The sequence below is a fragment of the Amycolatopsis antarctica genome (genome assembly GCF_002262875.1).
In the GTDB taxonomy this organism is placed as follows: domain Bacteria; phylum Actinomycetota; class Actinomycetes; order Mycobacteriales; family Pseudonocardiaceae; genus Amycolatopsis; species Amycolatopsis antarctica.
Genome location: NZ_NKYE01000005.1, coordinates 240,980 through 262,522, shown reverse-complemented (window position 1 = coordinate 262,522; position 21,543 = coordinate 240,980). Strand labels below are relative to the sequence as shown.

Genomic DNA, 21,543 nt, shown 5'->3' with positions numbered 1-21,543 from the left:
CAGCTCACTCTCGACGGCCGGAGCGCGGCGTGCGGCGGACGGACCGTCCGCCGCCGGCGCGAGGGCGCCGGTGACGGAGGCCGTCAGATCCGGATGCTCAGGCACCCGGCAGGCCGAGGCCACCCAGGTCGGGCATGCCGCCGTCGAGCCCGCCGGCGAGCGGGCCCATCTTCTCCTCGGTGAGCTTCTGCGCGTTGGCCGTGGCGTCGCGCACGGCGGCCACCACGAGGTCGGAGAGGGTCTCGACGTCGTCCGGGTCCACGACCTTCGGGTCGATCGTCAGGTTCTTCAGCTCCATGCCCCCGCTGACGGTCGCGGTCACCAGACCACCACCGGCGGAGCCCGTCACCTCGGCCTCCGCGAGTTCCTGCTGCGCAGAGAGGAGCTGCTCCTGCATCTTCTGCGCCTGCTGCAGGATCTGCTGCATGTCGGGCATTCCACCGCCGGGCTGCGCCATGATTTCCGCACCTGATCCTTAGCTCGCTTGCACGTGTCTGCCAGCCTAGCCGCAGTCCGTGTGGCACCTTTGCCACCATGCGACGTTTCGCCCCGGTCGTGCTGCTCGGCCTGCTCGCGGCCGTCCCGGCCTGCGCACCGGACACGCCCGAGCGGCCCGCCGCGCCCCCGCTGCCGCCGGTGCCCCAGCTGCCCTCCCCACCCCCGGCGCCGGTGCCGGCGGCTCCGTCCCCGCCACCGGTGCCCGCCCAGCCCGCCGCTCCCGCTCCGGTGGTGGTGCTCGATCCCGGGCACAACGGGGGCAACGCGGACGACCCGGCGGCGATCAACCGCCCGGTCCCGGCCGGACGTGGTGAGACGAAACCCTGCAACACCACCGGAACCTCCACCGACGACGGCTTCGCCGAGCACGTCTTCACCTTCGACGTGACGCAGCGGGTGGCCGAGGAACTGCGGCAACGCGGCATCCGGGTCACGCTCACCCGGCAGGACGACGAGGGCGTCGGCCCCTGCGTGGACGAACGCGCCGCGATCGGCAACGAGGCCGGGGCGGACGCCGTCGTCTCGATTCACGCCGACGGCTCGAACTCGGCCGGAGCCAACGGTTTCCACATCGCCCACTCCGACCCGCCGCTGAACGGGGCGCAGGGCGACCCCTCGGTACGGCTGGCGAAATCCCTGCGCGAGGGCATGACCGGCGGCGGGTTCGAGCGGGCGACCTACATCGGCGAGGACGGACTCGACGGCCGGGACGACCTCGCCGGACTGAATCTCTCCGAGCGTCCGGCTGCGCTGGTGGAGTGCGGCAACATGCGCGACCCCGCCGAGGCGGAACGGATGCGCACGCCGGAGGGCCGGGAGCGCTACGCCGCCGCGATCGCCGCCGGGATCACCGCCTACCTGGGCCGCTGACCACCGGATACGTCCGGCCTGTCGGGACCGGCTGCCGATTCGCAGCACGGTCGCCAGGCGTTGACATGTTCCCGACTGGCCGCGGTGTTCGCGCCAACACGATCGCCGAGGGCGCGTGGAGACAGGTCCTAGTCGAGCGGGCGCGCTCCGAGGTGGTCGGAGAGCAGCTTGTGCGCGGCCGCCTCGGCGTCGAGCGGGGAATCCGACCGGGGCGCTGGGCTGCCCGGCGCGGGCGGTCCGGTGTCCTCCGCGGTATGCGGTGGCGGTTCCTCGTCCTCCGGTTCCGGGGGAAGCGGGATGTCCGGTTCGCTGGTCACGGGGGCCGGCCTCCGGGGCGCCTGCTGCCGCGGCTGCTCGGCAGCCTCCTGCCCCTCGGACGGCCTGCGGTACGAGCGGGACGCCCCCTCGGCGGGCCGCTGCCGTTCCTGCCGGTCGGACCGGTCCGGCCGCTGCTGCGCCGGTGCCTGCGGGGCAGGGCGGGCAGCCGGAGCGGCGGCGGCACCGGGCGCGCCGTGCACGCAGCGGACCTGCCACTGCCCGCCGAGCACCTCGTGCAGCGCGGCGGCGATCTTCTCCGCGTTGTGCGTCTCGGAAAGCCTGCGCGCCAAGGGTTCCGCGCTGTGCGTGAGGGTGACCTGCGAGCCGTCGACGCTGTGCACCCCGGCCTGGGTCAGCATCGCCTCGGTGCTGCGCTGCCCGGGAACCTTGCGGATGGCGGCCAGCAGTTGCGGCCAGACGCGGCGGATCGCCACCGCGTCCAAACCACCGGCGGGCTGCTCCCCCGGAGCCGCCGGTTCCCCGGTCGGCGTGGCCGAGGGCGCCGGCTCGGGAACGGCCGGTTCCGCCTGCGCCACAACGGGTTCCACCGGACGCGCGGGCGTTTCCGGTACGGGTTCCGGACGCGCGGGTTCCGGCCGGACCGCTTCTTGGCGGGCCGGTTCCGGCCGGGCCTGTGGCGCGTCCTGCGGGGCACGCTGCGAGGGCCGCTGGTACGTCGCGGTGTCAGCGGCGGGCGCGGTGTCGCCCACGGGGGCGGATCCGCCGACGGTGACGCGGCGTTCGAGCCGTTCCAGGCGTTGCAGCAGCGCCGCCTCGCCCTCGGTCGGCGAGGGCAGCAGCATGCGGGCGCAGAGCAGTTCCAGCAGCAGCCGGGGCGCGGTGGCGCCGCGCATCTCCAGCAGGCCGGTGTTGATGATCTCGGCGTAGCGCGTCAGCGTGCCGGCGCCGAGGCGCTCGGCCTGCGCGACCATCCGGTTCAGCTCCTCCTCGGGCGCGGCGACCAGGCCGCGGGCCCCGGCGTCGGGCACCGAGCGCAGCAGGACGAGGTCGCGCAACCGGTCCAGGAGGTCGGTGGCGAAACGGCGCGGATCGTGCCCGGCCTCGGCGAGACGTTCGACGGTGCCGAACACGGCGGAGGCGTCGTCCTCGGCCAGCCCGTCGACCATGTCGTCGATCAGTGCCACATCGGTGACGCCCAGCAGCGACACGGCGCGGTCGTACGCGACGCCATCGGGCCCGGCACCGGCCAGGAGCTGGTCCAGTACGGACTGTGTGTCCCGCGCCGAACCGCCACCGGCGCGGATCACCAGCGGGAACACGGCCGGTTCCACGGCCACGCCCTCGGCCTCGACGTTGCGTTCCAGCAGCTCACGCATCGCGCTCGGTGGAATCAGCCGGAACGGGTAGTGATGGGTCCGCGAGCGGATGGTGGGCAGCACCTTGTCCGGCTCGGTGGTGGCGAAGATGAAGATGAGGTGCTCTGGCGGTTCCTCGACGATCTTCAGCAGGGCGTTGAAACCCTGCGTGGTGACCATGTGCGCCTCATCGATGATGAACACCCGGTAGCGGGCTTCCGCGGGGGCGTAGAAGGCACGGTCGCGCAGTTCCCTGGCGTCGTCGACACCTCCGTGGCTGGCGGCGTCCAGCTCGGTGACGTCGACGCTGCCGGACCCCTCCGGGGCGAGCGCACGGCAGGAGTCGCACTTGCCGCACGGATCCGGCGTCGGCCCCTCGACGCAGTTGAGGGAGCGCGCCATGATGCGTGCGCTCGACGTCTTGCCGCAGCCGCGCGGGCCGGAGAACAGGTACGCATGGTTGATGCGCCCGGCGGCGAGGGCGGTACGCAGGGGCTCGGTGACGTGCTCCTGGCCCACGACCTCGGCAAAGGCGGCCGGACGGTACTTGCGGTAGAGCGCTAGTGCCACGCGGCGAGACTACCGGCCGCCGCGGACACCCCGGAGGGCACGGGCGGCTCGCCGGCGGGTCCGCGTCCGCCGAGGACGACCCAGGGCATGAAGGGGACCCCGCGCACCCGTCAGAGCCTGCTTATCCTTGCTGCCTTCCGGCCCTGGGGAGGTTCACAGGGTGGACGCCGCGCGGGGTCCGTAATCAGTGTAGCGACTCCGCCCGGCGGCTATCGTCCGCCCGTGACGAACGCACCGATCGAACTTCCTTCCCCGGCCGATGTGCGGGCGGCCGCCGAGGCCGTGCGGCCGTACGTGCGGCGGACCCCGCTGCTGCGTACCGAGGTCGACGGCAGGCCGTTGCTGCTGAAGCTGGAACACCTGCAGCGGAGCGGATCGTTCAAGCTGCGCGGTGCGACGAACGCCCTGCTGGCCGGGGATCGGCCGTCCACCGTGGTGACCGCCTCGGGCGGGAACCACGGGCTCGGCGTGGCCACCGCCGCGGTGGCGCTCGGCGTTCCGGCGACGGTGTTCGTGCCCACCTCGGCACCGGCCGGGAAGGTGCGGCGGATCGAGGCGCTCGGGGCCACGCTGGTGCGGCACGGCGAGACGTACGCCGAGGCGGCCGCGGCGGCGCTGGAGGCAGCGTCCGGCCCCGGCGTGCGCCACCTGCACGCCTACGACGCGCCCGCCGTGGTCGCCGGGCAGGGCACGGTGGCCGTCGAGGTGCTGGCGGAGGCGCCGGAGGTGGACGCGATCGTCGTGGCGGCCGGTGGCGGCGGTCTGGCGGCGGGGACGTCGCTGGCCTCGGACGGTCGGACGACGGTGACCGTGGAGCCGGAGCGTTGCCGGGCGGTGCACGACGCGCTCGCGGCAGGCGAGCCGGTGGACGTCGCGATCGACTCGGTGGCGGCCTCGGCGCTGGGGGCGACGCGGATCGGCCGGGTGCCGTTCGGCGTGCTCAGCACCGGCCGGCTCGCCCCCGTCGCCCCGGTGCTGGTCGGTGACGCGGAGATCCTGGCGGCCCGGGACCGGCTGTGGGAGGACTTCCGGCTGGCCGTCGAACCGGCCGCGGCGGCGGGTTTCGCGGCCTGGCTGGCCGGGCTGGTGCCGGGACGGCTGCCCTGTCTGGTGCTGTGCGGTGCCAACACGGACTGGGCCCCGCAGCCGTAACCGGCTCCATCGCCCGACACGGCGTGCCAGAACGCGCGACACGGCATGTGTGTCCGACCGGACGGCAACAGTGACGAGCATCACGGACGGAAACGCTCCGCGACCGGGCGGCGGGGCCGGGCAGGCCGCGCGGGGACGGACCGACCCCCGGATGACGACGGGCGCCACCCGGGCACGACGGCGATTGAACGGGTCCTGCGAACGGGTGACGCGGGCTCAGGCCGGAAGGTCGAACTGACCCGCCTTGACCGCCGCCAGGAAGGCCGACCACTCGCTCGCGTCGAAGACGAACACCGGGCTGTCCTCCAGCTTGGTGTCCCGGACCCCCACCCGGTCCGAGCCCAGATTGACCTCCACGCAGCTTCCACCGTTGGGCTCGCTGGCGAACGACTTCTGCCAGGCCGCGGCGTCGAACAGGGCCACCGCCGTGTCCGGGTCGTAATCTTTCGACGCGGGATAATCCGCCACTTCGCTACCCCCTCACCAGGTCCCGGGCACGGCAGCGGCTTGCACGAATGCAGGAACTACCTACGCCCAGTAGTCAACTTTATCGCCTCAGGCAGCCGAAAGTATGGTGTTCCGCCCGGTGCCTCGACGGCGAGATTATTCGAGGGTTAGGATTATTCCAAGCGGTACGAGACCCAGTTCGCAACCCTGGGGCAAGGGGAAGCACGGGTCAAGGTGTATCGCGCGAATGACCGCCGACCTCTCCCGAGGAGGAAATGAGCAGTGGGGATGCACGTCGTGACGGGCGCTACCGGGCATGCACACAGCCGGCGGCACTCACTACGACAGGCCGAGACGGTGGAACGGGACCGGGATCTCCTGGCTCCGCACACCGGTTCGGGACACATCAGGACATCGACCCGGCTGGGGGGCTGACGACACGATGGCTGTACGACTTCTGCGAATCGACGCACCGAACGAGGCGGAGACCGGTTCCGACCAGCCCGCCGCACCGACCGGACGGGAGCGGATCGGCCGCAAACTGCGGCGCCGCCTCGGGTTCTCCCTACTGGAGTCCCCGTTCCGGCAACCGGGCCACACCTGGCTCGACGACATCGAGGTGACCGAGAAGCTGCGCGAGCTCGCCGCCCGCCCGCCCGCGGGCAGGCGGGGGCGTTCACTGGTGCTGCTCGAGGCCGATCTGTAACACGACGTCCACGACGAAGCCCGCCACGCATCGCGCGGCGGGCTTCGTTCGCTTGTGGACAGTCCAGTGTGGACCAGCGGCGCTGCTAACCGCGCATGGCCTCGCGATAGTGCTCCGCGAGTTCCTTGAGGAACTGTCGTGACTCGTGCTGCTCCAGCGCCGCGCCACGCAGCCGGTCCCAGGCGTCGACGAAGAGCTGGAAGTCCTTCACGTCGTCCAGGTACAGACCGCCCGCGGAATGCTCGATGTAGACGAAATCCCTTGTACGGTCCGGGAAACGCATGATGGTGAAGTCGTTCGGCACGGAGGCGAGGCGCGCCTCGAAGGGCAGCACGTGCACGTAGATGCGTTCCCGGGCGGCGAGCGTCATCAGGTGCTCCACCTGGTCCAGCATCACCGCCGGGGCCCGTCCGCCCGGCGCCCTGCGCAGAGCCGACTCACTGACGATGAACCGGTAGTACGGCGGCTGCTGCTGGTCGAACACGGCCTTGCGGTCGAGCCGGTTGCGCACCAACGCCGTCACGTCCGTGACGCCGGCCTCGCTGAACTGCTTGAGCATGTAGTGCTCGGACTGCAACGGCCCCGGGATCCGCTCGCCGTGCCAGGTCATGATCTCGGCCGCCGCGGGCTCGAGGTCGGTGAAGGTGCGGAACCAGTGCGGGACGACGGCGCGGTAACCGGACCAGTTCCCCCGCTGACCCGCCGCCGCGCGAGCGAGGTCGAGCAGCGTCTCCGCCTCGTCACCGCCGATGCCGAAGGTGTCGAGCATGGTCCGCACGTCGCCGAGCTTCACCCCGACCGCGCCGGACTCGATCTTGTTGATCTTTCCCTGGGTGCAGCCGAGCACCGCGGCGACCTGCTGCTGCGTCAGCTTGACGGCGGTGCGCGCGTGCCGGAGTTCGTTGCCGAGCTGCTTACGGCGTGAGGTGACGGTGCTGGCCATCAGCCTTGTCCTGCACCTTTCACCGGAGACCTTTCACTGCGGGACGCTCCACGCTCGGAGCCGCGACACCGGACGCTGCCGCGAGCGCCCGCCCAGTACGTGTACGACGGTACGACTTTACCGTTTCCGGGGCGGGAATTCGACCACCACGCCCGGTTCGATCACACCCGCCCCGCGTCGTCCGGCGGATCACCGGGCGGGGACTACTGTCGGACATCGATCGCGGTACGCAGGAGGAAGGTCGAAACTGATGGCGGACAAGGCGAGCATCGGAGTCACCGGGCTGGCGGTGATGGGCCGCAACCTGGCGCGGAACCTGGCCAGGCACGGGCACACCGTCGCATTGCACAACCGGACGGACAAGCGCACCAGGGAACTGGTGGACCAGTTCGGCTCCGAGGGCGAGTTCATTCCGGCGTACAGCGCCAGGGAGTTCGTGGACGCGCTGGAGCGTCCCCGGCAGATCGTGATCATGGTGAAGGCGGGCGAGCCGACCGACGCCGTGATCGAGGAGTTCGCTCCGCTGCTGGAATCCGGCGACGTGATCGTCGACGCGGGCAACGCCCACTTCGCCGACACCCGGCGCCGGGAGGCACAGCTCCGGGAGCGCGGGCTGCACTTCGTCGGCACCGGCGTCTCCGGCGGAGAAGAGGGTGCGCTGCACGGTCCGAGCATCATGCCCGGCGGCTCCAAGGCGTCCTACGAATCGCTCGGCCCGCTGCTGGAGGACATCTCCGCGAAGGTCGACGGCGATCCGTGCTGCACCCACATCGGCGCGGACGGCGCGGGCCACTTCGTGAAGATGGTGCACAACGGCATCGAGTACGCCGACATGCAGCTCATCGCCGAGTCCTTCGACCTGCTGCGCGGGGCACTCGGCCACGAACCCGCGCAGATCGCCGAGGTGTTCCGCACCTGGAACACCGGCCGTCTCGACTCGTACCTCATCGAGATCACCGCGCAGGTACTCGCGCACACCGACGCGGGTACCGGCAAACCGTTCGTCGACGTGGTCGCCGACCAGGCCGAGCAGAAGGGCACCGGCCGTTGGACCGTGCAGATCGGCCTCGACCTCGGCGTACCGATCAGCGGCATCGCCGAGGCGGTCTTCGCGCGTTCCCTGTCCGGGCACGCCGACCTGCGCATCGGCAGCCGGGAACTGCCCGGACCCTCGCGGTCGAAGCTGAAGGGCGCCGAGGCCGAGGGCTTCGCCGACGACGTCGAGCGCGCGCTGTACGCCTCGAAGATCGTCGCCTACGCGCAGGGGTTCAACCAGATCCAAGCCGGTGGCAGCGAGTACGGCTGGGACATCGATCTCGGCGCGGTGGCGTCGATCTGGCGCGGCGGCTGCATCATCAGGGCGAAGTTCCTGGACGACATCCGCGGCGCGTACGAGGCCGAACCCGGCCTGCCGACGCTGCTGACCTCGGGCGGGTTCAACGCTGCCGTCGCCGACGCACAGGACTCCTGGCGCAGGGTGGTCGCCACCGCCGCCCAGCTCGGCATCCCGACGCCCGGCTTCTCCACGGCACTGGCGTACTACGACGGGTTGCGCGCGCCGCGCCTGCCCGCCGCGCTCATCCAGGGACAGCGGGACTTCTTCGGGGCGCACACCTACCGCCGGACCGACCGTGACGGCGCGTTCCACACCGCGTGGGCGACCGACGATCGCGCGGAATCCGAGGCATAGCAACGAATCGGTGCTATACAACGGGATACGGAAACGACGGAAGGGCGCTCCCCCGCGTCGGGAGCGCCCTTCCGTTCGTACTGGCGGGGTGAAGATCAGCCGCCGGTGTTCTCGGTGATCCAGTCGGCGTAGGCCGGGGCCGAGGTGTAGATCGACGGGCCGGTGGCGCAGGTCGAGTCACCGTTGCCGGTACGGCTGGTGACACCGATCAGCTTGCCGTCGGCGATCTGCGGGCCACCGGAGTCGCCGTAGCAGGCACCGGAGTCGCCACCGGGGTTCTCGGTGCACAGTTCCTTGGTGCCGTCGATGCCGGTGCACTCACCCGCGTCGACCACCGAGGTGTCGAGCTGCTGCAGCGCGGTGGGTGCGCTGCCGCCGGGCTCCGGGTCGGTCTGGCCCCAGCCGAGGAGACGGGACTTGGTGCCGACGTCGGCGGAACCGGCGACCGAGATCGGGGCGGACGTCGCCGGCGCGGAAAGCTTGACCAGGGCGATGTCGCCCGCGGTCTCCTGGCCGTACGACGGGTGGATGATCGTCTCGGCGGCCTGCGCCTCCTCGCCACCCGAGGTGTTGTCGTTGCTGCCGATGCGGGCGCTGATGGCCGAGGCGTCCGTGCCCTCGACACAGTGAGCGGCCGTCAGGACCCACTCGGGGCTGATCAGCGAGCCACCACAGAAGTGCGAACCGCTCTGCTGAAGCGAAACCATGTACGAGTATTCCTGGTCAGCGTCCACGCCACCGACGATGAGGGGGTTGACATCCGCGCTCGCGGAGGTAACGCCAGCGATGCTTGCGACCGCGCAGGCTGCGCCTGCGACCAGGCCTGCGGCCATGGTACGTGCCTTCATGTCTGTGTCTCCTCTCAAGCCCCCCTTGCCCTGTAGGGGGATCGAGTCAAAGAGTAAGTAGCGCTGGTGAATGCCTAACACCTTCGAAAGTTCCAACTAACGAGTCCCGGTATCTGGCAACAACAACCACTCAGGGTTACCGCAGGCCGCACTCTTGTGTCGCTTCGTTCCGAGCCCGCCCGCAGGTCGACATCGATGATGGTTTCCCTGGTGAAAAGCCAGAAACTTGTCCTCCACTGTGGACGTTCATGCTCGTGGTTCGCGGTTCGTCCACAGAGGACGCGGCAAGCGCACGCGCCGCGGGCACCACGAATCAGCTACCCCGCGTACTCACCCGCCGTACACGAGTACCGGGCCCGGGCACAAGGGCCGGGCCGTCATTTCCCGGACCGATCGGCCGACCCCCACCATGCCGTGTCGGGCGCTGCGGCACCCCGTGTCGGGCGCTGCGGCACGCCGTGTCACGCGCTGCGACATGCCGTGTCGGGCGCTGCGGTATTCGGTTTCGCCGGGATGGCAGCCCTCGTAAGGTGCGCAAGGCCGAGCTGCCGCGAAGGAAACGTGCGGACCATCGGTGCGCATCCTGTTCACCTTCACCGGAGGCAGCGGGCACGTCGAACCGATGCTGCCGATCGCGACGGCGGCAAGGGACGCCGGCCACGAGATCGCTTTCACCGGACGCGCCACATCCCTGGTTCCGCTCACTCGGGCCGGTTTCACCACGTTCGAATCCGGTCCGACGTGGAAGGACCCGGCCACACGGATGGAGCTGCAGGAGGTGGACGTCGAGCGGGAACTGCGCGATGTCCGCGATGGCTTCGCCGACCGGATCGCCCGTGCCCGTGCGGCCGACGTCGTCGAACTCTGCGAGCGATGGCGCCCCGATCTTCTGGTGTGCGAGGAGGTCGACTTCGGCGGTGTGATCGCGGCGGAACGGATGGGACTTCCGTACGCAGGCGTTCTCGTCATCGCTTCCGGCTCGCTGATCCGCCCGGACATGCTTGCCGAACCCCTGAACGCGATCCGCGCCGAGCACGGTCTGCCTGCCGATCCCGACCTGGAGATGTTGCGGAAACACCTGGTGTTGTCGCCGTTTCCGCCCAGCCACCGGGATCCGGACTTCCCGCTGCCCCCGACGGCGCATCCGTTCCGGCCTCCGATGGACCTCGCCGCCCAGACGCCGAAATGGCTCGACGAGTCCACCGGGACGCCACTCGTGTACGTCACCCTCGGCACGGTTTTAAATATGGAATCGGGCGATCTGTTTTCCCGGATACTCGACGGCCTGGCCGAACTACCGGTGAATCTGGTGGCGACGGTCGGGCGGCAGATCAACCCGGCGGAGCTCGGGCCGCAGCCGCCGAACGTCCGCGTGGAACAGTTCGTACCGCAGCACGCCCTGCTCCCGCACTGCGCCGCGGTTCTCACTCACGGCGGATCCGGCAGCACTGTCGGGGCGCTCACGCACGGCGTTCCGATGGTCATGGTGCCGATGGGTGCCGACCAGCCGATGAACGCCGACCTGTGCGTGCGACTCGGTACCGGCCGGGTTCTCGACCCGATCGCCTTGACGCCGGTGTCCGTCCGCGAGGCGATGGCGGACGTCCTGGCGAACCCCGGTTACCGGGCGGCCGCCGGCCGCCTGCGAACCGAGATCGCCGGTTTGCCCCCTGCCTCGCACACCGTCGAGCTGCTCGAACGCCTGGTCGCGCAGTGGCGTCCGGTCCGCGCGACCTGACCGAACGCCCGACACGGCATGCCAGAACGCGCGACACGGGGGGTCGGAGCGCGCGACACGGCATGCCGGAACGCGCGACACGGAAACGAAGGAAGGGCCCCGCCGGCGAACCGGCGAGGCCCTTTCCTTCTTCACGCTCTGGCGGAAATCACCTGCAATGAGCCGCCTGAGCGGGTAACCGTGGTGCTATCAGATGCCCGAAGTGTCCTTGATCCAGTCGCGGTAGGAGGCGACGTGGGTGTAGGCGGTCGTGGACGAGCGGTCACTGGTGGACGCGACGCCGACCTGGGTGTCACCGGAGAACATCGGGCCACCGGAGTCTCCACCGGCGGTGATGCCGTCGCCACGGCTGGCGCAGACGGCGTCGCCACCGCGGTAGTCGGTGCACGGCGCGTTGACGCCGGTCACGTCGACGTTGGCGACCTTGAGCAGCTGGGCCTGGCACTCGATCTCGGGCTTGTCGGTGCAGGTCGCGCCCCAGCCGAAGACCTGGACCTGGTCGCCGTTGTTGACGATCTGCGAGTCGGCCAGCTTGGCGTACGTGGCGTCCACCTCGCGGTCCAGCTCGACCAGCGCGAGGTCGACCGACGGGTGCTCGGTCACGTTGACGGCGCTGGCCTTCTCGCCCTTGCTCTGGTCGAGGTCACCGATGTTGAAGGTCAGGTCCCCGCCCTCGACGCAGTGCTGCGCCGTGAGGATCCACTTGGGACCGATGATGGTCGCGGAGCAGGCTTCCTGGCCGCCGGAGAACAGGCGGGCCGCCCACGGGCCGCTTTCGGCGTTGCCACCATCGATGATGGCGGGTGCGACGTCGGCCGGGGCCGAGGTGGTGTCGGCCGAGGCAACCGTCGAGCCGAGGGCCGTAACGGCGAGAACTGCACCGGCAACGGCCGGCAGCACGCGAGAGAGCTTCACGAGATCCTCGTTTCTAGTGTGGAGCGAGACTCACGGGTCACGGGGGGTGATCGCTGAGACAAGAGTTACCACCCGACTAGGTGTCACGAAAGCGTGAACAGTTGCCAGTTGACTCCGCCTCGTTGAGCTGCCGAGACGCGGAGAAGATCAGGCACACCTGTCACCGCGGGGTCTCGCAAACGCCGTCGACCTGCGGAAACCTCACGCAAGGCGAGCGGAGCGGCCCCGGCTTCGCTCGGGACGGGACGACACGAAGGTGAGGTTGCAACCGGCGGTGAATAACCGACTATCGTCGGGTTCCCGGCATCCGAAGGTAGGGGCGTCCGGACGCTCGTCCGCCGGCGTGGGAAACCCGCCCGCCGAACCGGCTCGTTCTGCCATAGTTTCCGACGCCCGCAGAACCGTTGAAGCTGGAGGCCGAGACCGTGGCAGCCGACGCCGATCCCAGAACGCGAGTACGCGAACTGGGTCTCGACGACCCCGCCCGTTACACCGGCACCCTCGACGCCGAGTCGCTGCGCTGGACACCCGCCGAAGCGGAGAACCGGGCGCATTCCGATCACGTCCGCTACACCGAGTACGCCGGGCGATCCTGCGATCTGACCATGCGCGGGGGCACGACCAGTGGCGTGATCTACCCGCTGGCCGTGTGCTCGCTCGCGGAGCACTACGTGTTCCGCTCCATCGGCGGCGCCTCCGCCGGAGCCATCGCGGCCGCCGCCACCGCCGCCGCCGAGTACGGCAGGCTCGCCGAAACCCCCGGGCGGACCGAACCGGGCACCGAGGCACCCGGGCAGACCGAACAGCCGCCCGAGCCCGCGGCGCCGCGGCGATCCGGCGAAGCGGACGACTCGGTCCGGCCGGGATTCGCCGGACTGGCCCAGCTCGTCGACTGGCTCGTGTCCGGAACCGGGGACGGACGCTGGCGGCTCGCCCAGCTCTTCCAGCCCAGCGAGAACCTGCACCGGGTCTACCGGCTGGCGACGGCGTTGATGCAGAAGCCGGCTACTACCGGCCGCAACACCTACCTCGCCGTGCTCGCCGCGCTGCTGATGGCGGTGACCGCACCGGCGAGGGCGGCACTGGTCGTCCTGTTCGCCGTCTGGTTCGCCGGACCGCTCGGGGTGCACCTGGCGCTGCCGCCACAGCGGTGGAACGAGGTGCCCTGGCCGATCGCGGTGATCCTCGCGGCGCTCGCGCTGACGGCGGCCGGGTGGGTGACGCGGCTCGCGGTGTCCAGGCTGCGCCGGGCCGGCCTCGCACCCGCGTTGCCGCTGCTGCCCTGGCTGGCCGGGCTGCTGATCTGGGCGGGTTCGGCCGCGACGGCCGGAACCGTTCCCGCGTGGCTCGTCGCGGTGTCGGCGGGTCTGTTCTCCTGGCTGCTGCTGACCTTCGCCGCACTGGCCGCCTACGCGGCGATCTACGGGAAGGCGTGCTGGCCGGTGCTCGCCGACGCGGAACGGTTCGGTTTCGGCCTGGTGCCGGGGGCGGCGCCGTACGTGCCGAGCCGGGTCGACCGGCTCGCCGGGATGCCCGCGTCCACCGGTGTTCCGCCACTGGCCGTCTGGCTGGCCGACCGGATCGACGATCTCGCCGGGACCGCGCCGGGTCCGGATCGGCGGGCGCTCACCTTCGGCGATCTGTGGCTCGGCCCCGATGTCGCGCGCGACGGGGAGAACGCGGGCGAACGCCTGCGCCGGGCGGCCGCCGACAGCGCGGAGCGGGTGATCAACCTCGCGCTGATGACGACGGACCTCAGTGGCGGAAGGCCGTACCGGCTGCCGTTCGAGGGCACCGAGGAAGACGACTCACGTTGGCAGTTCTGCCACCGCTGCCTCGACGGGGTGCTGCCTGCTCGGGTGGTGACGCAGCTCTGCGAGGCCGGCACGGCCGCGACGCCGTGTCCCCGGCACCCGGACACCACGCTGCACTGGATGCCCGGCCCCTGGGACGTCCCGGTGATCCTCGGCGCAAGGATGAGCCTGTCGCTACCCGGTCTGATTCAGGCGGTTCCCTTGTGCCGCAAGGGAAAACTGCACTGGTTCTCGGACGGCGGCATCACCAGCAACTTCCCCATCCACTTCTTCGACACGCTGCTCCCCCGCTGGCCCACGTTCGGCCTGAACCTCGACCGGCTGGACAGTGACGTCCCGCCGGAGCAGGAGGTGCACATCGCGCCACAGGACTCGACGGTGGTGGCGGAGCCGTGGTCGCCGACCGGGGCCGGCATCGCGGCGTTCGGCAGCCGGATCATCGGCACCTTCCTCGGCTGGCGGGACACCATGCAGTCGGCGCTGCCCGGTTTCCGCGGCAGGATCGCGAGCGTGCGGCAGGGGCTCGGTGAGGGCGGCACGAATCTGTTCATGACCCCGGAGTCGATCGCCCGGCTGGCGCTGCGCGGGCACAAGGCGGGCGAGACCCTGAAGCAGCGTTTCAGTGTCGCGGGCACGGGCGGGGAAAGCCCCGGGCTCACCCAGACCGACCGCTACCGGTGGATCCGGATGCGCATCGCCATCAGGGAGTTCCGCGAGCTGGCCAGGCAGGCGCAGTTCCGCTCACCGCTGTACCAGGATCGCACCAGCACGTACCTGATCCCGCGCGAGCTGTCGGGCTGGTTCGCCGAGGACGACGGCGTGTGGCCGAAGCGCGAACCGTACGAGGAGCAGATCAACGAGGCGTTCACCGGGCTCGGCGATCTGGCCAACGTTCAGCTCGCGCAACCCTTCGACGGCACGTCCCCGGTGAATCCGGTCTTCCGCCTCACCCCGCCCGAGTAGGCGTTGCCTCCGCCTGTCCGGCCGGCGCGCGCCGGCCGGGCAGGAAGGCGCCACGGCGAATCCGAGCAGGCCGGGAAGCGCGAGCCCGATGCCGACGATCCGCCGGGGCGTCTCGATCTCCGAGCAGGCCTCGGCCTCACCGCTCGGAGCCGGGTCCTCCAGCCACCCCGAACAGACCGCCACCGCCTCGGCGTATCGACCGGCGCGCCGACGGCCGGAACCGGAGGCCTGCCCAGCTCGGACCCGGCAACCGCTGGTCGAGAGCGCATCCTGTAGTCTTCCGCGCGGAGGATTGGCCGAGCGGCCTAAGGCGCACGATTGGAAATCGTGTTGGGTGTAAAAGCCCTCACGGGTTCGAATCCCGTATCCTCCGCCAGCCACCAGGCGAAACGCCGGGCACGCACCCCCAGGGAGCGGCCCGGCGTTCGTCGTTCCGGTTGTGGTTGCCCTAGCCGAGGCCGCAGGTGGGGGCCGACCAGAGCCGGCTCGGGCTGGCGGCCACGTGGGTGTGGTCGTCGTGGCCGGGGTAGCCCGGGCCGAGGATCTGGGAGAAACCGTGGTCGCGGGCCTGCAGGGCGAGAGTGCAGAACGAGGGCGCGCCGATCAGGTCCACGCCGTCGCCGTAGAGGTGCCTGCTGTCGGCGGCCCCACCGACGGCGTCGTTGCAGGAGTAGCTGCGGAAGCCACTGCTGACGCTGAGTGCCACGTCACCGAGCGCGTGCCGCATCGCCTGCAGCTTCCACATCGACACGAGGGCGTTCGCCTTGGCATCGGCTGCGCTCAGCGGGCCGCCGGACCAGTCGCTGTTGCACCCGTTGAGTTCCGCGTAGTCGAAGTTTGCCGGGGTGCAGTCGTCGTCCTGCAGTTCGTAGATCTTCGCGAACGTCGCGTCACCCGCGACGCCGTCCGCCGAAATCCCGTACGCCTGCTGGAAACGGGTCACGGCCGCCTTGGTGGCCGGACCGTAGGTGCCGTCGAGGCCGAGCACCTCACCGCTTCCCGGGTACCCGGACACCCGGATCTGCAACTGGCGCACGGGATCGCCGGTCGCGCCCTCGGACAGCGGGCCCGCCCACGTGTAGCAGCCGTCCGCGGCCTGGACGGGCGCCTGCGCGGGCGCCGCCGATGCCGAACCGGTGACCGCGAACGCCGAAAGCGCTATGCACAGCGCCACGAACACCTTCACGAATTTCTTGACCACGTCATCCTCCGGGGATTCACCTCTTGTAAGTGGGGATGACATTCGGACACAGAAGACATCCGGTCAAGAAATCTCTGTCACTTTACGAAGAACGTTACCCATTTCCCGCATTCTCGCGTCCATCCGGACGCACGGTCGCGCCCGGATGGCCGCAGTGGGGCCAAGTTCAGCCAAGCGGCCTGCCGAGGATCCGCTCCAGCCAGTCGAGCAGATCGTTGATCACGTCCAATGCCGCGTTTCCGCTACCGGGGCGGAAACGCACGACCTGCGGGTCATGGTCGCTGGCCTGCTCGGCGAACTCCGCGTTCAGGTGCACCACGTCGTAGTCGACGCCCCGGGGCGCCTTCGACGCGAGGATGTGGTCCAGCACCTGGGAATTGCCCTCGAACACGTAGCTGTAGCGCTCGTTCTCCGGGAGGGTGTCGATCAGCGCGGTGAGCGCGCCACCCTCGGTCAGTTTCCGCACCGAGGAGGAGAACGGGTAGTCGTTCAGGTCTCCCGCCAGGATCAGGTTCGCCTTCGGGTCCGCGGCCAGCACCGCGTCGGCGAAACCACGCAGCGACTCGGCCTGCGCCAGGCGCTGCTCCTCCGAACTCCTGACCGGCGGCTGGAACCGGCCGTGCGTCGGCTGGTCGCCGCCCTTCGAGGCGAAGTGGTTGGCGACGACGAACACCGTGCGGCCCTTGAAGACGAACTCGCCCGCGAGCGGCTTGCGACTGTCCTCCCAAGCCGGATTCGCCGGATCGACACGCCCCGGCGACACGGTCAGCGCGGCCTTTCCCTTGTCCGCACGCACATCCACCGGCGTGGTGGCGTCACCGCCCGGACGATCCACAAAGGACACACGCTCCGGGTTGAACAGGAAGCCGACGCGGATGTTGCCGCCCGGCTCGCCACCGTCGGCGAGGTCCTGTGGATCGATCTGCCGGAACTCGTAACGCGGTCCGCCCGCGGCGACGATCGCGTCGACGAAGCGCCGCAGGGTCTCGTCGGCGGCGACCAGGCCGTCACCGTTTCCGTCCGCGCCGTTGTTGTCCTGGATCTCCTCCAGCGTCACGACGTCCGGCGACGCCAGGTGCCCGGCGACACCGCGGGCGAGATCGTCGAACTTGGCCTGCTCGTCGGTGGCGGAGAGGTTCTCCACGTTGTAGGTCGCCACCGCGAGTTCGCCGCTGCGCTGCGGCCGGGTGACCTCGCGGGTGAGGCCGTTTTCCCGGACCTGGCCGAGTTCGGTCGCGAAGACGGTGTGGCCGCCGAAACTGTCGTACTCCACCGGCCCCGAGGTCGTGCCGGTGAGCGTGTCGCCGGTGTTGGCCACCGGGAACGGACGTTCGCCGAACGGGATCAGCGATTCGACCTTCAGCACGCCGGTGTTCGGCTGCTCGTAGCCGAGATATCCGGTGCCACCCCGGGAGGTCGGCCGCTGCCGCGGTTTCGTCGTCACGTACAGCTCGTCGTACTGCGTGCTCGGGCCGACGATGGGCACGTCGCGCACCCCGGCGAGTTCGCTCTCGTGTGCCTCCCAGAAGTCCAGCGAGTAGACGTCCGGTTCCAGTCGCAGCCCTTCGATGTTCCCGCCGACCTGGGCGGCGAGCTTCTCCGGAAGGCTGCCCTCGTCGATGATCTTCGTTTCGGGAAGCGGATTCCCCGAGGACTTCACCGTCCACTGTGCACCGGTCAGTTCGGTCAGGGACTGGAAGTTGGAGGTGCTCGGCGAATCGGGGTAGAACTCCTTCACCGTGCCGGACGCCGTCACCGCGTCGCCGACCGCGACGCCGGGCGTGGTGGAACCGGTGAACACGAACAACGCCTCGCTGGTCCGTGGATCCTGGTCGGTTTCCGGGTCCTGCAACCAGAATCCGCGCGCACTGCCGAATCCCCGGATCGCGGTGACGATGCCCGTCACGTCGCCGACGGCCTGCCCGTCGAACGGCGAGAGCCGGGTCGTGCCCTGGATGTCGTGGATCTTCACCGGCGCCGGTACGGCACCGGGCACGGTCTCCGTGCTCGGCACGGCGCTCGCCACCGGGGTGAGCAGGACGGTTGTGGCCATCGTGGTCACGGCGGTCATCGCGACCACGGTGCGTCGACGCGTTCTCGGGCTCACCCGGCGTCCTCTCGTCTGGGGGTCAACGGAGGCATCTTCGCTCAAACGGGTGAACGAAGGAAGACATACGTACAACGGAAAGCGATCGGCTCACATTTCCCGCCGAACGCGATACGGTGGACGGTCCGAATCGACGACAGAGGGGGAATTCTGATGCCGATCTGGGCCATTCTGCTGGTGGTACTGCTCGCTGCGGTGGCGATCGCCGCCGCATCCGACCTGCGGGACCGCAAGAAGGGGCAACGTACCCGGCTGCGGATGCCACGCGGGCAGATCAGGCGGCGGGAGGCGAGGGCAATGCGCAACGGGCTGGCCACCAGCTACGAGCGTGATGGCCTGCGCGAGGAGCCACCCCGGAGCTGACCAGCGGATTCATCGTCTGCTCACCGTCATGGCGCTTCCGCGAGGGTAGACTGGTGGCACGACCGAACCAGACTGAAGGGGAGATCATGTCGATCTGGATGATTCTGGGACTTCTGCTCGTACTGGGCCTCGCCGTCGCGGCGATCGTGGATCTGCGCGATCACAAGCGGGGTGGACACAAGGTGCCGCTGCCGAGCCGCGCCGATCTGCACGCCGACGCGTTGTTGACGCACAACCAGCCGACCACGGTCGCGCAGGCATTCTCGTTCACCCCCTGACCGTTCGCCCTCGGCGTCCCCTCACTCCTTCCGGGCAACCAGTCACGTGTTCACCGCGTCTGGTGAACGTGTTCGACAACTGGGAGGTAATCCGTTGAAACGGATCGGATTGGCCGCGGGCATCACCGCGGTACTCATCGCGGCGACGGCAGGACAGGCAGCCGCACAGGAAAGCTGGACGGACGAACCCATTCCCGGCAGGGACGCGTTCTCCCTGCTCGACTCGGTCAGCTCCGCCGACGGGGTGACCTGGGCGTTCGGTGGCTGGTACCAAGGGCTGCCCGCGTTCCACAGCCAGGCGTACCTGCGCGGTGCCGAGGACTGGGCCGAGGTACCGGTCCCGGACATCGGCAGGCTCACCGGTGGCACCACGGTCTCCGCCGACGACGCATGGGCGATCGGCCAGGACGCGAAGTCGGGCGGCGCGCAGACCGTGCACTGGGACGGCACCGCGTGGACCGTCGTGCCGTTCGCGCCGCCGCCCGCCTCGAACCGGCTGTTCGCCTTCGACACCGTGGCTTTCGCCGCCGACGACGTCTGGGCGGTGGGCAGGGCGTCCTCCGACGACCCCGCGGTGGAGAGCCGGGGAATGGCGCAGCACTGGGACGGCACGGCCTGGTCCGACGTGCCCGTTCCGGACGTCGCCGGGCACTGGGCGCTGGCGGAGGTCGCCGGCACCGGACCGGACGATGTGTGGGCGATCGGCCAGCGTGACGGCGAGCCGGGCCAGGGCGTCGCCCTGCACTGGGACGGCACCGCGTGGAGCGAGGTGCCGGTACCCGAGTTCCCCGGCACCGTCAGCCAGGACGTACAGCTTCACGGCATCGCGGCGCTGGCAGCCGACGATGTGTGGGCTACCGGAACGGTGTTCTCCTACGACGACGCGACCCCGTCGCTGCCCGTTCTGCTGCACTGGGACGGCACCGCGTGGACCAAGCAGGAGGCCCCTGTCGCAGGGGGGAAGCTGGGTGAACTCGTCCGCGTCGGCGACCAGCTCTGGTCCCTCGGCGACACGCTGCTGCGCTACGACGGCACCACCTGGGCCCCGGTGGAGGGCCCCCCGGCGGGCGACCCGGTGGCCGGGACCGCGCTCGACGACGGTCGCCTGCTGGCCGTCGGCTCGGCGGGTCCGGGCAACAAGCAGCAGCCGTTCGCCACGGTGCACGGCGGCTGATTCGCGGCCCTGACAGCACGAAGGGCGGGCACCGGGATCCGGTGCCCGCCCTTCGGTTTCGCTGGCGGTAGCGGTGGGATTTGAACCCACGGACGGGGGTTACCCGTCACTCGCTTTCGAGGCGAGCTCCTTCGGCCGCTCGGACACGCTACCGCCGACCAGGGTACTGCACACCGTTTCCGGCTCCGGAAGACGGGTCGGCGGCGTCTGACGCGCTCGTCGCCCGCCCCGTACGACGAAAGGCCCGCCCCCGAGCGGGACGGGCCTCTGCGTCAGCGAAGCACGGGATCAGCGGTTGCCGAACTTGTCCTTCGCGTCCTGCACCGCGCCCTGCGCCTTGTCCCTGGCGTCGTGCGCGGCCTCCTTGGCCTCGCCCTTCGTCTGGTCGGCCTTGCCGGAAGCCTCGAGGTCCTCGTTGTTCGTGGCCTTGCCGGTCTTCTCCTTGGCGGTGCCCATGGCCTGCTGGGCCTTGTCCTTCGCCTTGTCGAACAGGCTCATCGAGATCCTCCTTCATTGTGGCGCGGCTCATCACGAGCCGTACTACGACTCGGATACCCAGAGACCCCGGAACGTCACGGCACAGTGCCGCACATCACTCCATTGGGTGAGTGCGTTCCGTGGCGAAGAAGGCCTCCAGCAACGCCGCGCACTCGCGTTCCAGCACGCCCCCGCGCACCTCGGGACGGTGGTTCAACCGCCGATCGCGCACCACGTCCCACAACGACCCGACCGCGCCGGTGCGCGGCTCCCACGCACCGAAGACGACCCGCGACACCCGGGCCAGCACCAGCGCACCGGCGCACATCGTGCAGGGCTCCACGGTCACCGCGAGCGTGCAGCCGGACAACCGCCAGCCGTCGCCGTGCGCCCGGGCCGCGGCGCGCAGGGCGAGCAGTTCGGCATGTGCGGTCGGGTCACCCAGCTCCTCGCGGGCGTTGCGGGCGGCAGCGAGCACGCGCCCGTCCGGACCGAGCACGACCGCACCGATCGGCACGTCGCGCCCGGCGGCCGCCGCCGCAGCCAGCGCCGCCCGTACCGCGTCCTCGTCCCCGGTCACGAGGTCCCCGACGGCGGGCACGGGCTCTAGAGTTCGTCGAGCAGTGCGGCGAACTCGCCGTCGAAACCGCACCGCTGCGCGATCATCTGCAACTGCTCGTCCGGGTAGAGGTCCACATCGCCGACCACCACCTCGAGTTCGTCCCCGGGCATGCCGAGGTCGGCGAGCACGTCGAGGTCGCCCTCCGGCCAGATCGACTCGTCCTCGGGATCGGGCGGATCGGCACGCAGCAGGTCCAGCACGTCCGCCGCGATGTCGTAGTCGAGCCCGGCCGCCGCGTCGGAGAGCAGCAACGAGGGGCCCCGCGGTCCCGGCCGCACGATGACGAAGAACTCGTCGTCCACGGCGAGCAGCGCGAAGACCGCGCCGGTGGACCGCAGCTTCCGCAGTTCGGTGATCGTCGCGTCCAGTTCGCCGAGAGCGGCGGCGTCGAGCGCGCTGCACCGCCAGCGGCCGTCCTCGCGGACCACGGCCACCGCGAATCCCGTGATCGGTTCCTGCACCGCCATCGCCACACCGTATACCGGTCCTGGCGTGCGCGATCGCCCGCCGATCACTTCGCCCCTGGTGCGTCG

The 21,543-nt window shown here is 70.3% G+C and carries 20 protein-coding genes, 2 tRNA genes and 1 other RNA gene; 10 read left to right on the top strand and 13 right to left on the bottom strand.

What is annotated here, in order from left to right; translation table 11 throughout:
- Positions 1-97 precede the first annotated feature (97 nt).
- Positions 98-457: a YbaB/EbfC family nucleoid-associated protein gene (locus CFN78_RS10845; RefSeq protein WP_094862591.1), complete on the bottom strand. Its 360-nt coding sequence runs from the start codon at positions 455-457 to the stop codon at positions 98-100.
- 77 nt (positions 458-534) lie between these two features.
- Between CFN78_RS10845 and CFN78_RS10840 the strand changes: the two genes are divergently transcribed.
- Positions 535-1,368, top strand: coding sequence for an N-acetylmuramoyl-L-alanine amidase (locus CFN78_RS10840; RefSeq protein WP_094862590.1), 834 nt, complete (start codon positions 535-537; stop codon positions 1,366-1,368).
- 128 nt (positions 1,369-1,496) lie between these two features.
- On the opposite strand, the gene CFN78_RS10835 is transcribed toward CFN78_RS10840, so the two are convergent.
- Positions 1,497-3,572 (bottom strand): DNA polymerase III subunit gamma and tau, encoded by a 2,076-nt coding sequence (locus CFN78_RS10835; RefSeq protein WP_094862589.1) that lies wholly within the window; start codon positions 3,570-3,572, stop codon positions 1,497-1,499.
- A gap of 88 nt (positions 3,573-3,660) precedes the next feature.
- An RNA gene (ffs, locus tag CFN78_RS10830) (signal recognition particle sRNA small type) lies at positions 3,661-3,755 on the bottom strand.
- Between the two features lie 39 nt (positions 3,756-3,794).
- Between ffs and CFN78_RS10825 the strand changes: the two genes are divergently transcribed.
- On the top strand, positions 3,795-4,724 hold the full coding sequence (locus CFN78_RS10825; RefSeq protein ID WP_240519378.1) for a serine/threonine dehydratase: 930 nt from the start codon (positions 3,795-3,797) through the stop codon (positions 4,722-4,724).
- Positions 4,725-4,940: 216 nt separating this feature from the next.
- Here the strand turns inward: CFN78_RS10825 and CFN78_RS10820 are convergent, their stop codons facing one another.
- Positions 4,941-5,192 (bottom strand): DUF397 domain-containing protein, encoded by a 252-nt coding sequence (locus CFN78_RS10820; RefSeq protein WP_094862588.1) that lies wholly within the window; start codon positions 5,190-5,192, stop codon positions 4,941-4,943.
- A gap of 421 nt (positions 5,193-5,613) precedes the next feature.
- Between CFN78_RS10820 and CFN78_RS10815 the strand changes: the two genes are divergently transcribed.
- Positions 5,614-5,877, top strand: a complete 264-nt coding sequence (locus CFN78_RS10815; protein WP_094862587.1) for a hypothetical protein — start codon at positions 5,614-5,616, stop codon at positions 5,875-5,877.
- Between the two features lie 85 nt (positions 5,878-5,962).
- On the opposite strand, the gene CFN78_RS10810 is transcribed toward CFN78_RS10815, so the two are convergent.
- On the bottom strand, positions 5,963-6,820 hold the full coding sequence (locus CFN78_RS10810; protein WP_094862586.1) for a helix-turn-helix domain-containing protein: 858 nt from the start codon (positions 6,818-6,820) through the stop codon (positions 5,963-5,965).
- Between the two features lie 250 nt (positions 6,821-7,070).
- Between CFN78_RS10810 and gndA the strand changes: the two genes are divergently transcribed.
- Positions 7,071-8,510, top strand: coding sequence for an NADP-dependent phosphogluconate dehydrogenase (gene gndA / locus CFN78_RS10805; RefSeq protein ID WP_094862585.1), 1,440 nt, complete (start codon positions 7,071-7,073; stop codon positions 8,508-8,510).
- A gap of 95 nt (positions 8,511-8,605) precedes the next feature.
- Here gndA and CFN78_RS10800 read toward each other — a convergent pair whose 3' ends face one another.
- The gene (locus tag CFN78_RS10800; protein WP_094862584.1) at positions 8,606-9,358 is read right to left on the bottom strand and encodes a S1 family peptidase; all 753 of its coding nucleotides are present in this window, start codon (positions 9,356-9,358) and stop codon (positions 8,606-8,608) included.
- Between the two features lie 574 nt (positions 9,359-9,932).
- Here CFN78_RS10800 and CFN78_RS10795 point away from each other — a divergent pair.
- A complete protein-coding gene (locus tag CFN78_RS10795; RefSeq protein WP_094862583.1) occupies positions 9,933-11,096 on the top strand; it encodes a glycosyltransferase in 1,164 nt (387 codons plus the stop codon).
- Between the two features lie 189 nt (positions 11,097-11,285).
- On the opposite strand, the gene CFN78_RS10790 is transcribed toward CFN78_RS10795, so the two are convergent.
- Positions 11,286-12,011 carry a S1 family peptidase gene (locus CFN78_RS10790; protein ID WP_094862582.1) on the bottom strand — a complete coding sequence of 242 codons (726 nt, stop codon included), beginning with the start codon at positions 12,009-12,011 and terminating at the stop codon, positions 11,286-11,288.
- 425 nt (positions 12,012-12,436) lie between these two features.
- Here CFN78_RS10790 and CFN78_RS30090 point away from each other — a divergent pair, with 425 nt between their 5' ends.
- Positions 12,437-14,788 carry a patatin-like phospholipase domain-containing protein gene (locus tag CFN78_RS30090; protein WP_133116323.1) on the top strand — a complete coding sequence of 784 codons (2,352 nt, stop codon included), beginning with the start codon at positions 12,437-12,439 and terminating at the stop codon, positions 14,786-14,788.
- Positions 14,789-15,074: 286 nt separating this feature from the next.
- Positions 15,075-15,164, top strand: a tRNA-Ser gene (locus CFN78_RS10780).
- Positions 15,165-15,236: 72 nt separating this feature from the next.
- On the opposite strand, the gene CFN78_RS10775 is transcribed toward CFN78_RS10780, so the two are convergent.
- Positions 15,237-15,989 carry a D-Ala-D-Ala carboxypeptidase family metallohydrolase gene (locus tag CFN78_RS10775; protein ID WP_420807871.1) on the bottom strand — a complete coding sequence of 251 codons (753 nt, stop codon included), beginning with the start codon at positions 15,987-15,989 and terminating at the stop codon, positions 15,237-15,239.
- 166 nt (positions 15,990-16,155) lie between these two features.
- Positions 16,156-18,060, bottom strand: a complete 1,905-nt coding sequence (locus CFN78_RS10770; protein ID WP_094862706.1) for an endonuclease/exonuclease/phosphatase family protein — start codon at positions 18,058-18,060, stop codon at positions 16,156-16,158.
- A gap of 189 nt (positions 18,061-18,249) precedes the next feature.
- Here CFN78_RS10770 and CFN78_RS10765 point away from each other — a divergent pair, with 189 nt between their 5' ends.
- The 3 genes from CFN78_RS10765 to CFN78_RS10755 all read left to right on the top strand — a co-directional run bounded on the left by CFN78_RS10765 (position 18,250) and on the right by CFN78_RS10755 (position 19,911).
- Positions 18,250-18,459: a hypothetical protein gene (locus CFN78_RS10765; RefSeq protein WP_094862579.1), complete on the top strand. Its 210-nt coding sequence runs from the start codon at positions 18,250-18,252 to the stop codon at positions 18,457-18,459.
- Between the two features lie 86 nt (positions 18,460-18,545).
- Entirely contained in the window at positions 18,546-18,737 is a 192-nt protein-coding gene (locus CFN78_RS10760; RefSeq protein WP_094862578.1) for a hypothetical protein, read from the top strand.
- A 94-nt stretch (positions 18,738-18,831) separates the two neighbouring features.
- The gene (locus CFN78_RS10755; RefSeq protein ID WP_094862577.1) at positions 18,832-19,911 is read left to right on the top strand and encodes a hypothetical protein; all 1,080 of its coding nucleotides are present in this window, start codon (positions 18,832-18,834) and stop codon (positions 19,909-19,911) included.
- Positions 19,912-19,973: 62 nt separating this feature from the next.
- Here CFN78_RS10755 and CFN78_RS10750 read toward each other — a convergent pair.
- From CFN78_RS10750 to CFN78_RS10735, 4 genes are all read right to left on the bottom strand, one after another.
- Positions 19,974-20,064: transfer RNA gene (locus tag CFN78_RS10750), tRNA-Ser, on the bottom strand.
- A gap of 135 nt (positions 20,065-20,199) precedes the next feature.
- Complete coding sequence (locus tag CFN78_RS10745) at positions 20,200-20,409, bottom strand: CsbD family protein (protein WP_094862576.1); 210 nt, start codon at positions 20,407-20,409, stop codon at positions 20,200-20,202.
- Positions 20,410-20,503: 94 nt separating this feature from the next.
- A complete protein-coding gene (locus CFN78_RS10740) occupies positions 20,504-20,989 on the bottom strand; it encodes a nucleoside deaminase (RefSeq protein WP_420807870.1) in 486 nt (161 codons plus the stop codon).
- A gap of 5 nt (positions 20,990-20,994) precedes the next feature.
- Positions 20,995-21,477 (bottom strand): tRNA adenosine deaminase-associated protein, encoded by a 483-nt coding sequence (locus CFN78_RS10735; RefSeq protein ID WP_094862704.1) that lies wholly within the window; start codon positions 21,475-21,477, stop codon positions 20,995-20,997.
- Positions 21,478-21,543: the final 66 nt, after the last annotated feature.

What these genes read in the sequence shown, in the direction of transcription:
- CFN78_RS10770 (WP_094862706.1), bottom strand. Translation starts at nt 18,060, where the DNA reads ATGACCGCCGTGACCACGATGGCCACAACCGTCCTGCTCACCCCGGTG.
- gndA (WP_094862585.1), top strand. Translation starts at nt 7,071, where the DNA reads ATGGCGGACAAGGCGAGCATCGGAGTCACCGGGCTGGCGGTGATGGGC.
- CFN78_RS10800 (WP_094862584.1), bottom strand. Translation starts at nt 9,358, where the DNA reads ATGAAGGCACGTACCATGGCCGCAGGCCTGGTCGCAGGCGCAGCCTGC.
- CFN78_RS10810 (WP_094862586.1), bottom strand. Translation starts at nt 6,820, where the DNA reads ATGGCCAGCACCGTCACCTCACGCCGTAAGCAGCTCGGCAACGAACTC.
- CFN78_RS10765 (WP_094862579.1), top strand. Translation starts at nt 18,250, where the DNA reads ATGCCGATCTGGGCCATTCTGCTGGTGGTACTGCTCGCTGCGGTGGCG.
- CFN78_RS10760 (WP_094862578.1), top strand. Translation starts at nt 18,546, where the DNA reads ATGTCGATCTGGATGATTCTGGGACTTCTGCTCGTACTGGGCCTCGCC.
- CFN78_RS10745 (WP_094862576.1), bottom strand. Translation starts at nt 20,409, where the DNA reads ATGAGCCTGTTCGACAAGGCGAAGGACAAGGCCCAGCAGGCCATGGGC.
- CFN78_RS10735 (WP_094862704.1), bottom strand. Translation starts at nt 21,477, where the DNA reads ATGGCGGTGCAGGAACCGATCACGGGATTCGCGGTGGCCGTGGTCCGC.
- CFN78_RS10840 (WP_094862590.1), top strand. Translation starts at nt 535, where the DNA reads ATGCGACGTTTCGCCCCGGTCGTGCTGCTCGGCCTGCTCGCGGCCGTC.
- CFN78_RS10815 (WP_094862587.1), top strand. Translation starts at nt 5,614, where the DNA reads ATGGCTGTACGACTTCTGCGAATCGACGCACCGAACGAGGCGGAGACC.
- CFN78_RS10845 (WP_094862591.1), bottom strand. Translation starts at nt 457, where the DNA reads ATGGCGCAGCCCGGCGGTGGAATGCCCGACATGCAGCAGATCCTGCAG.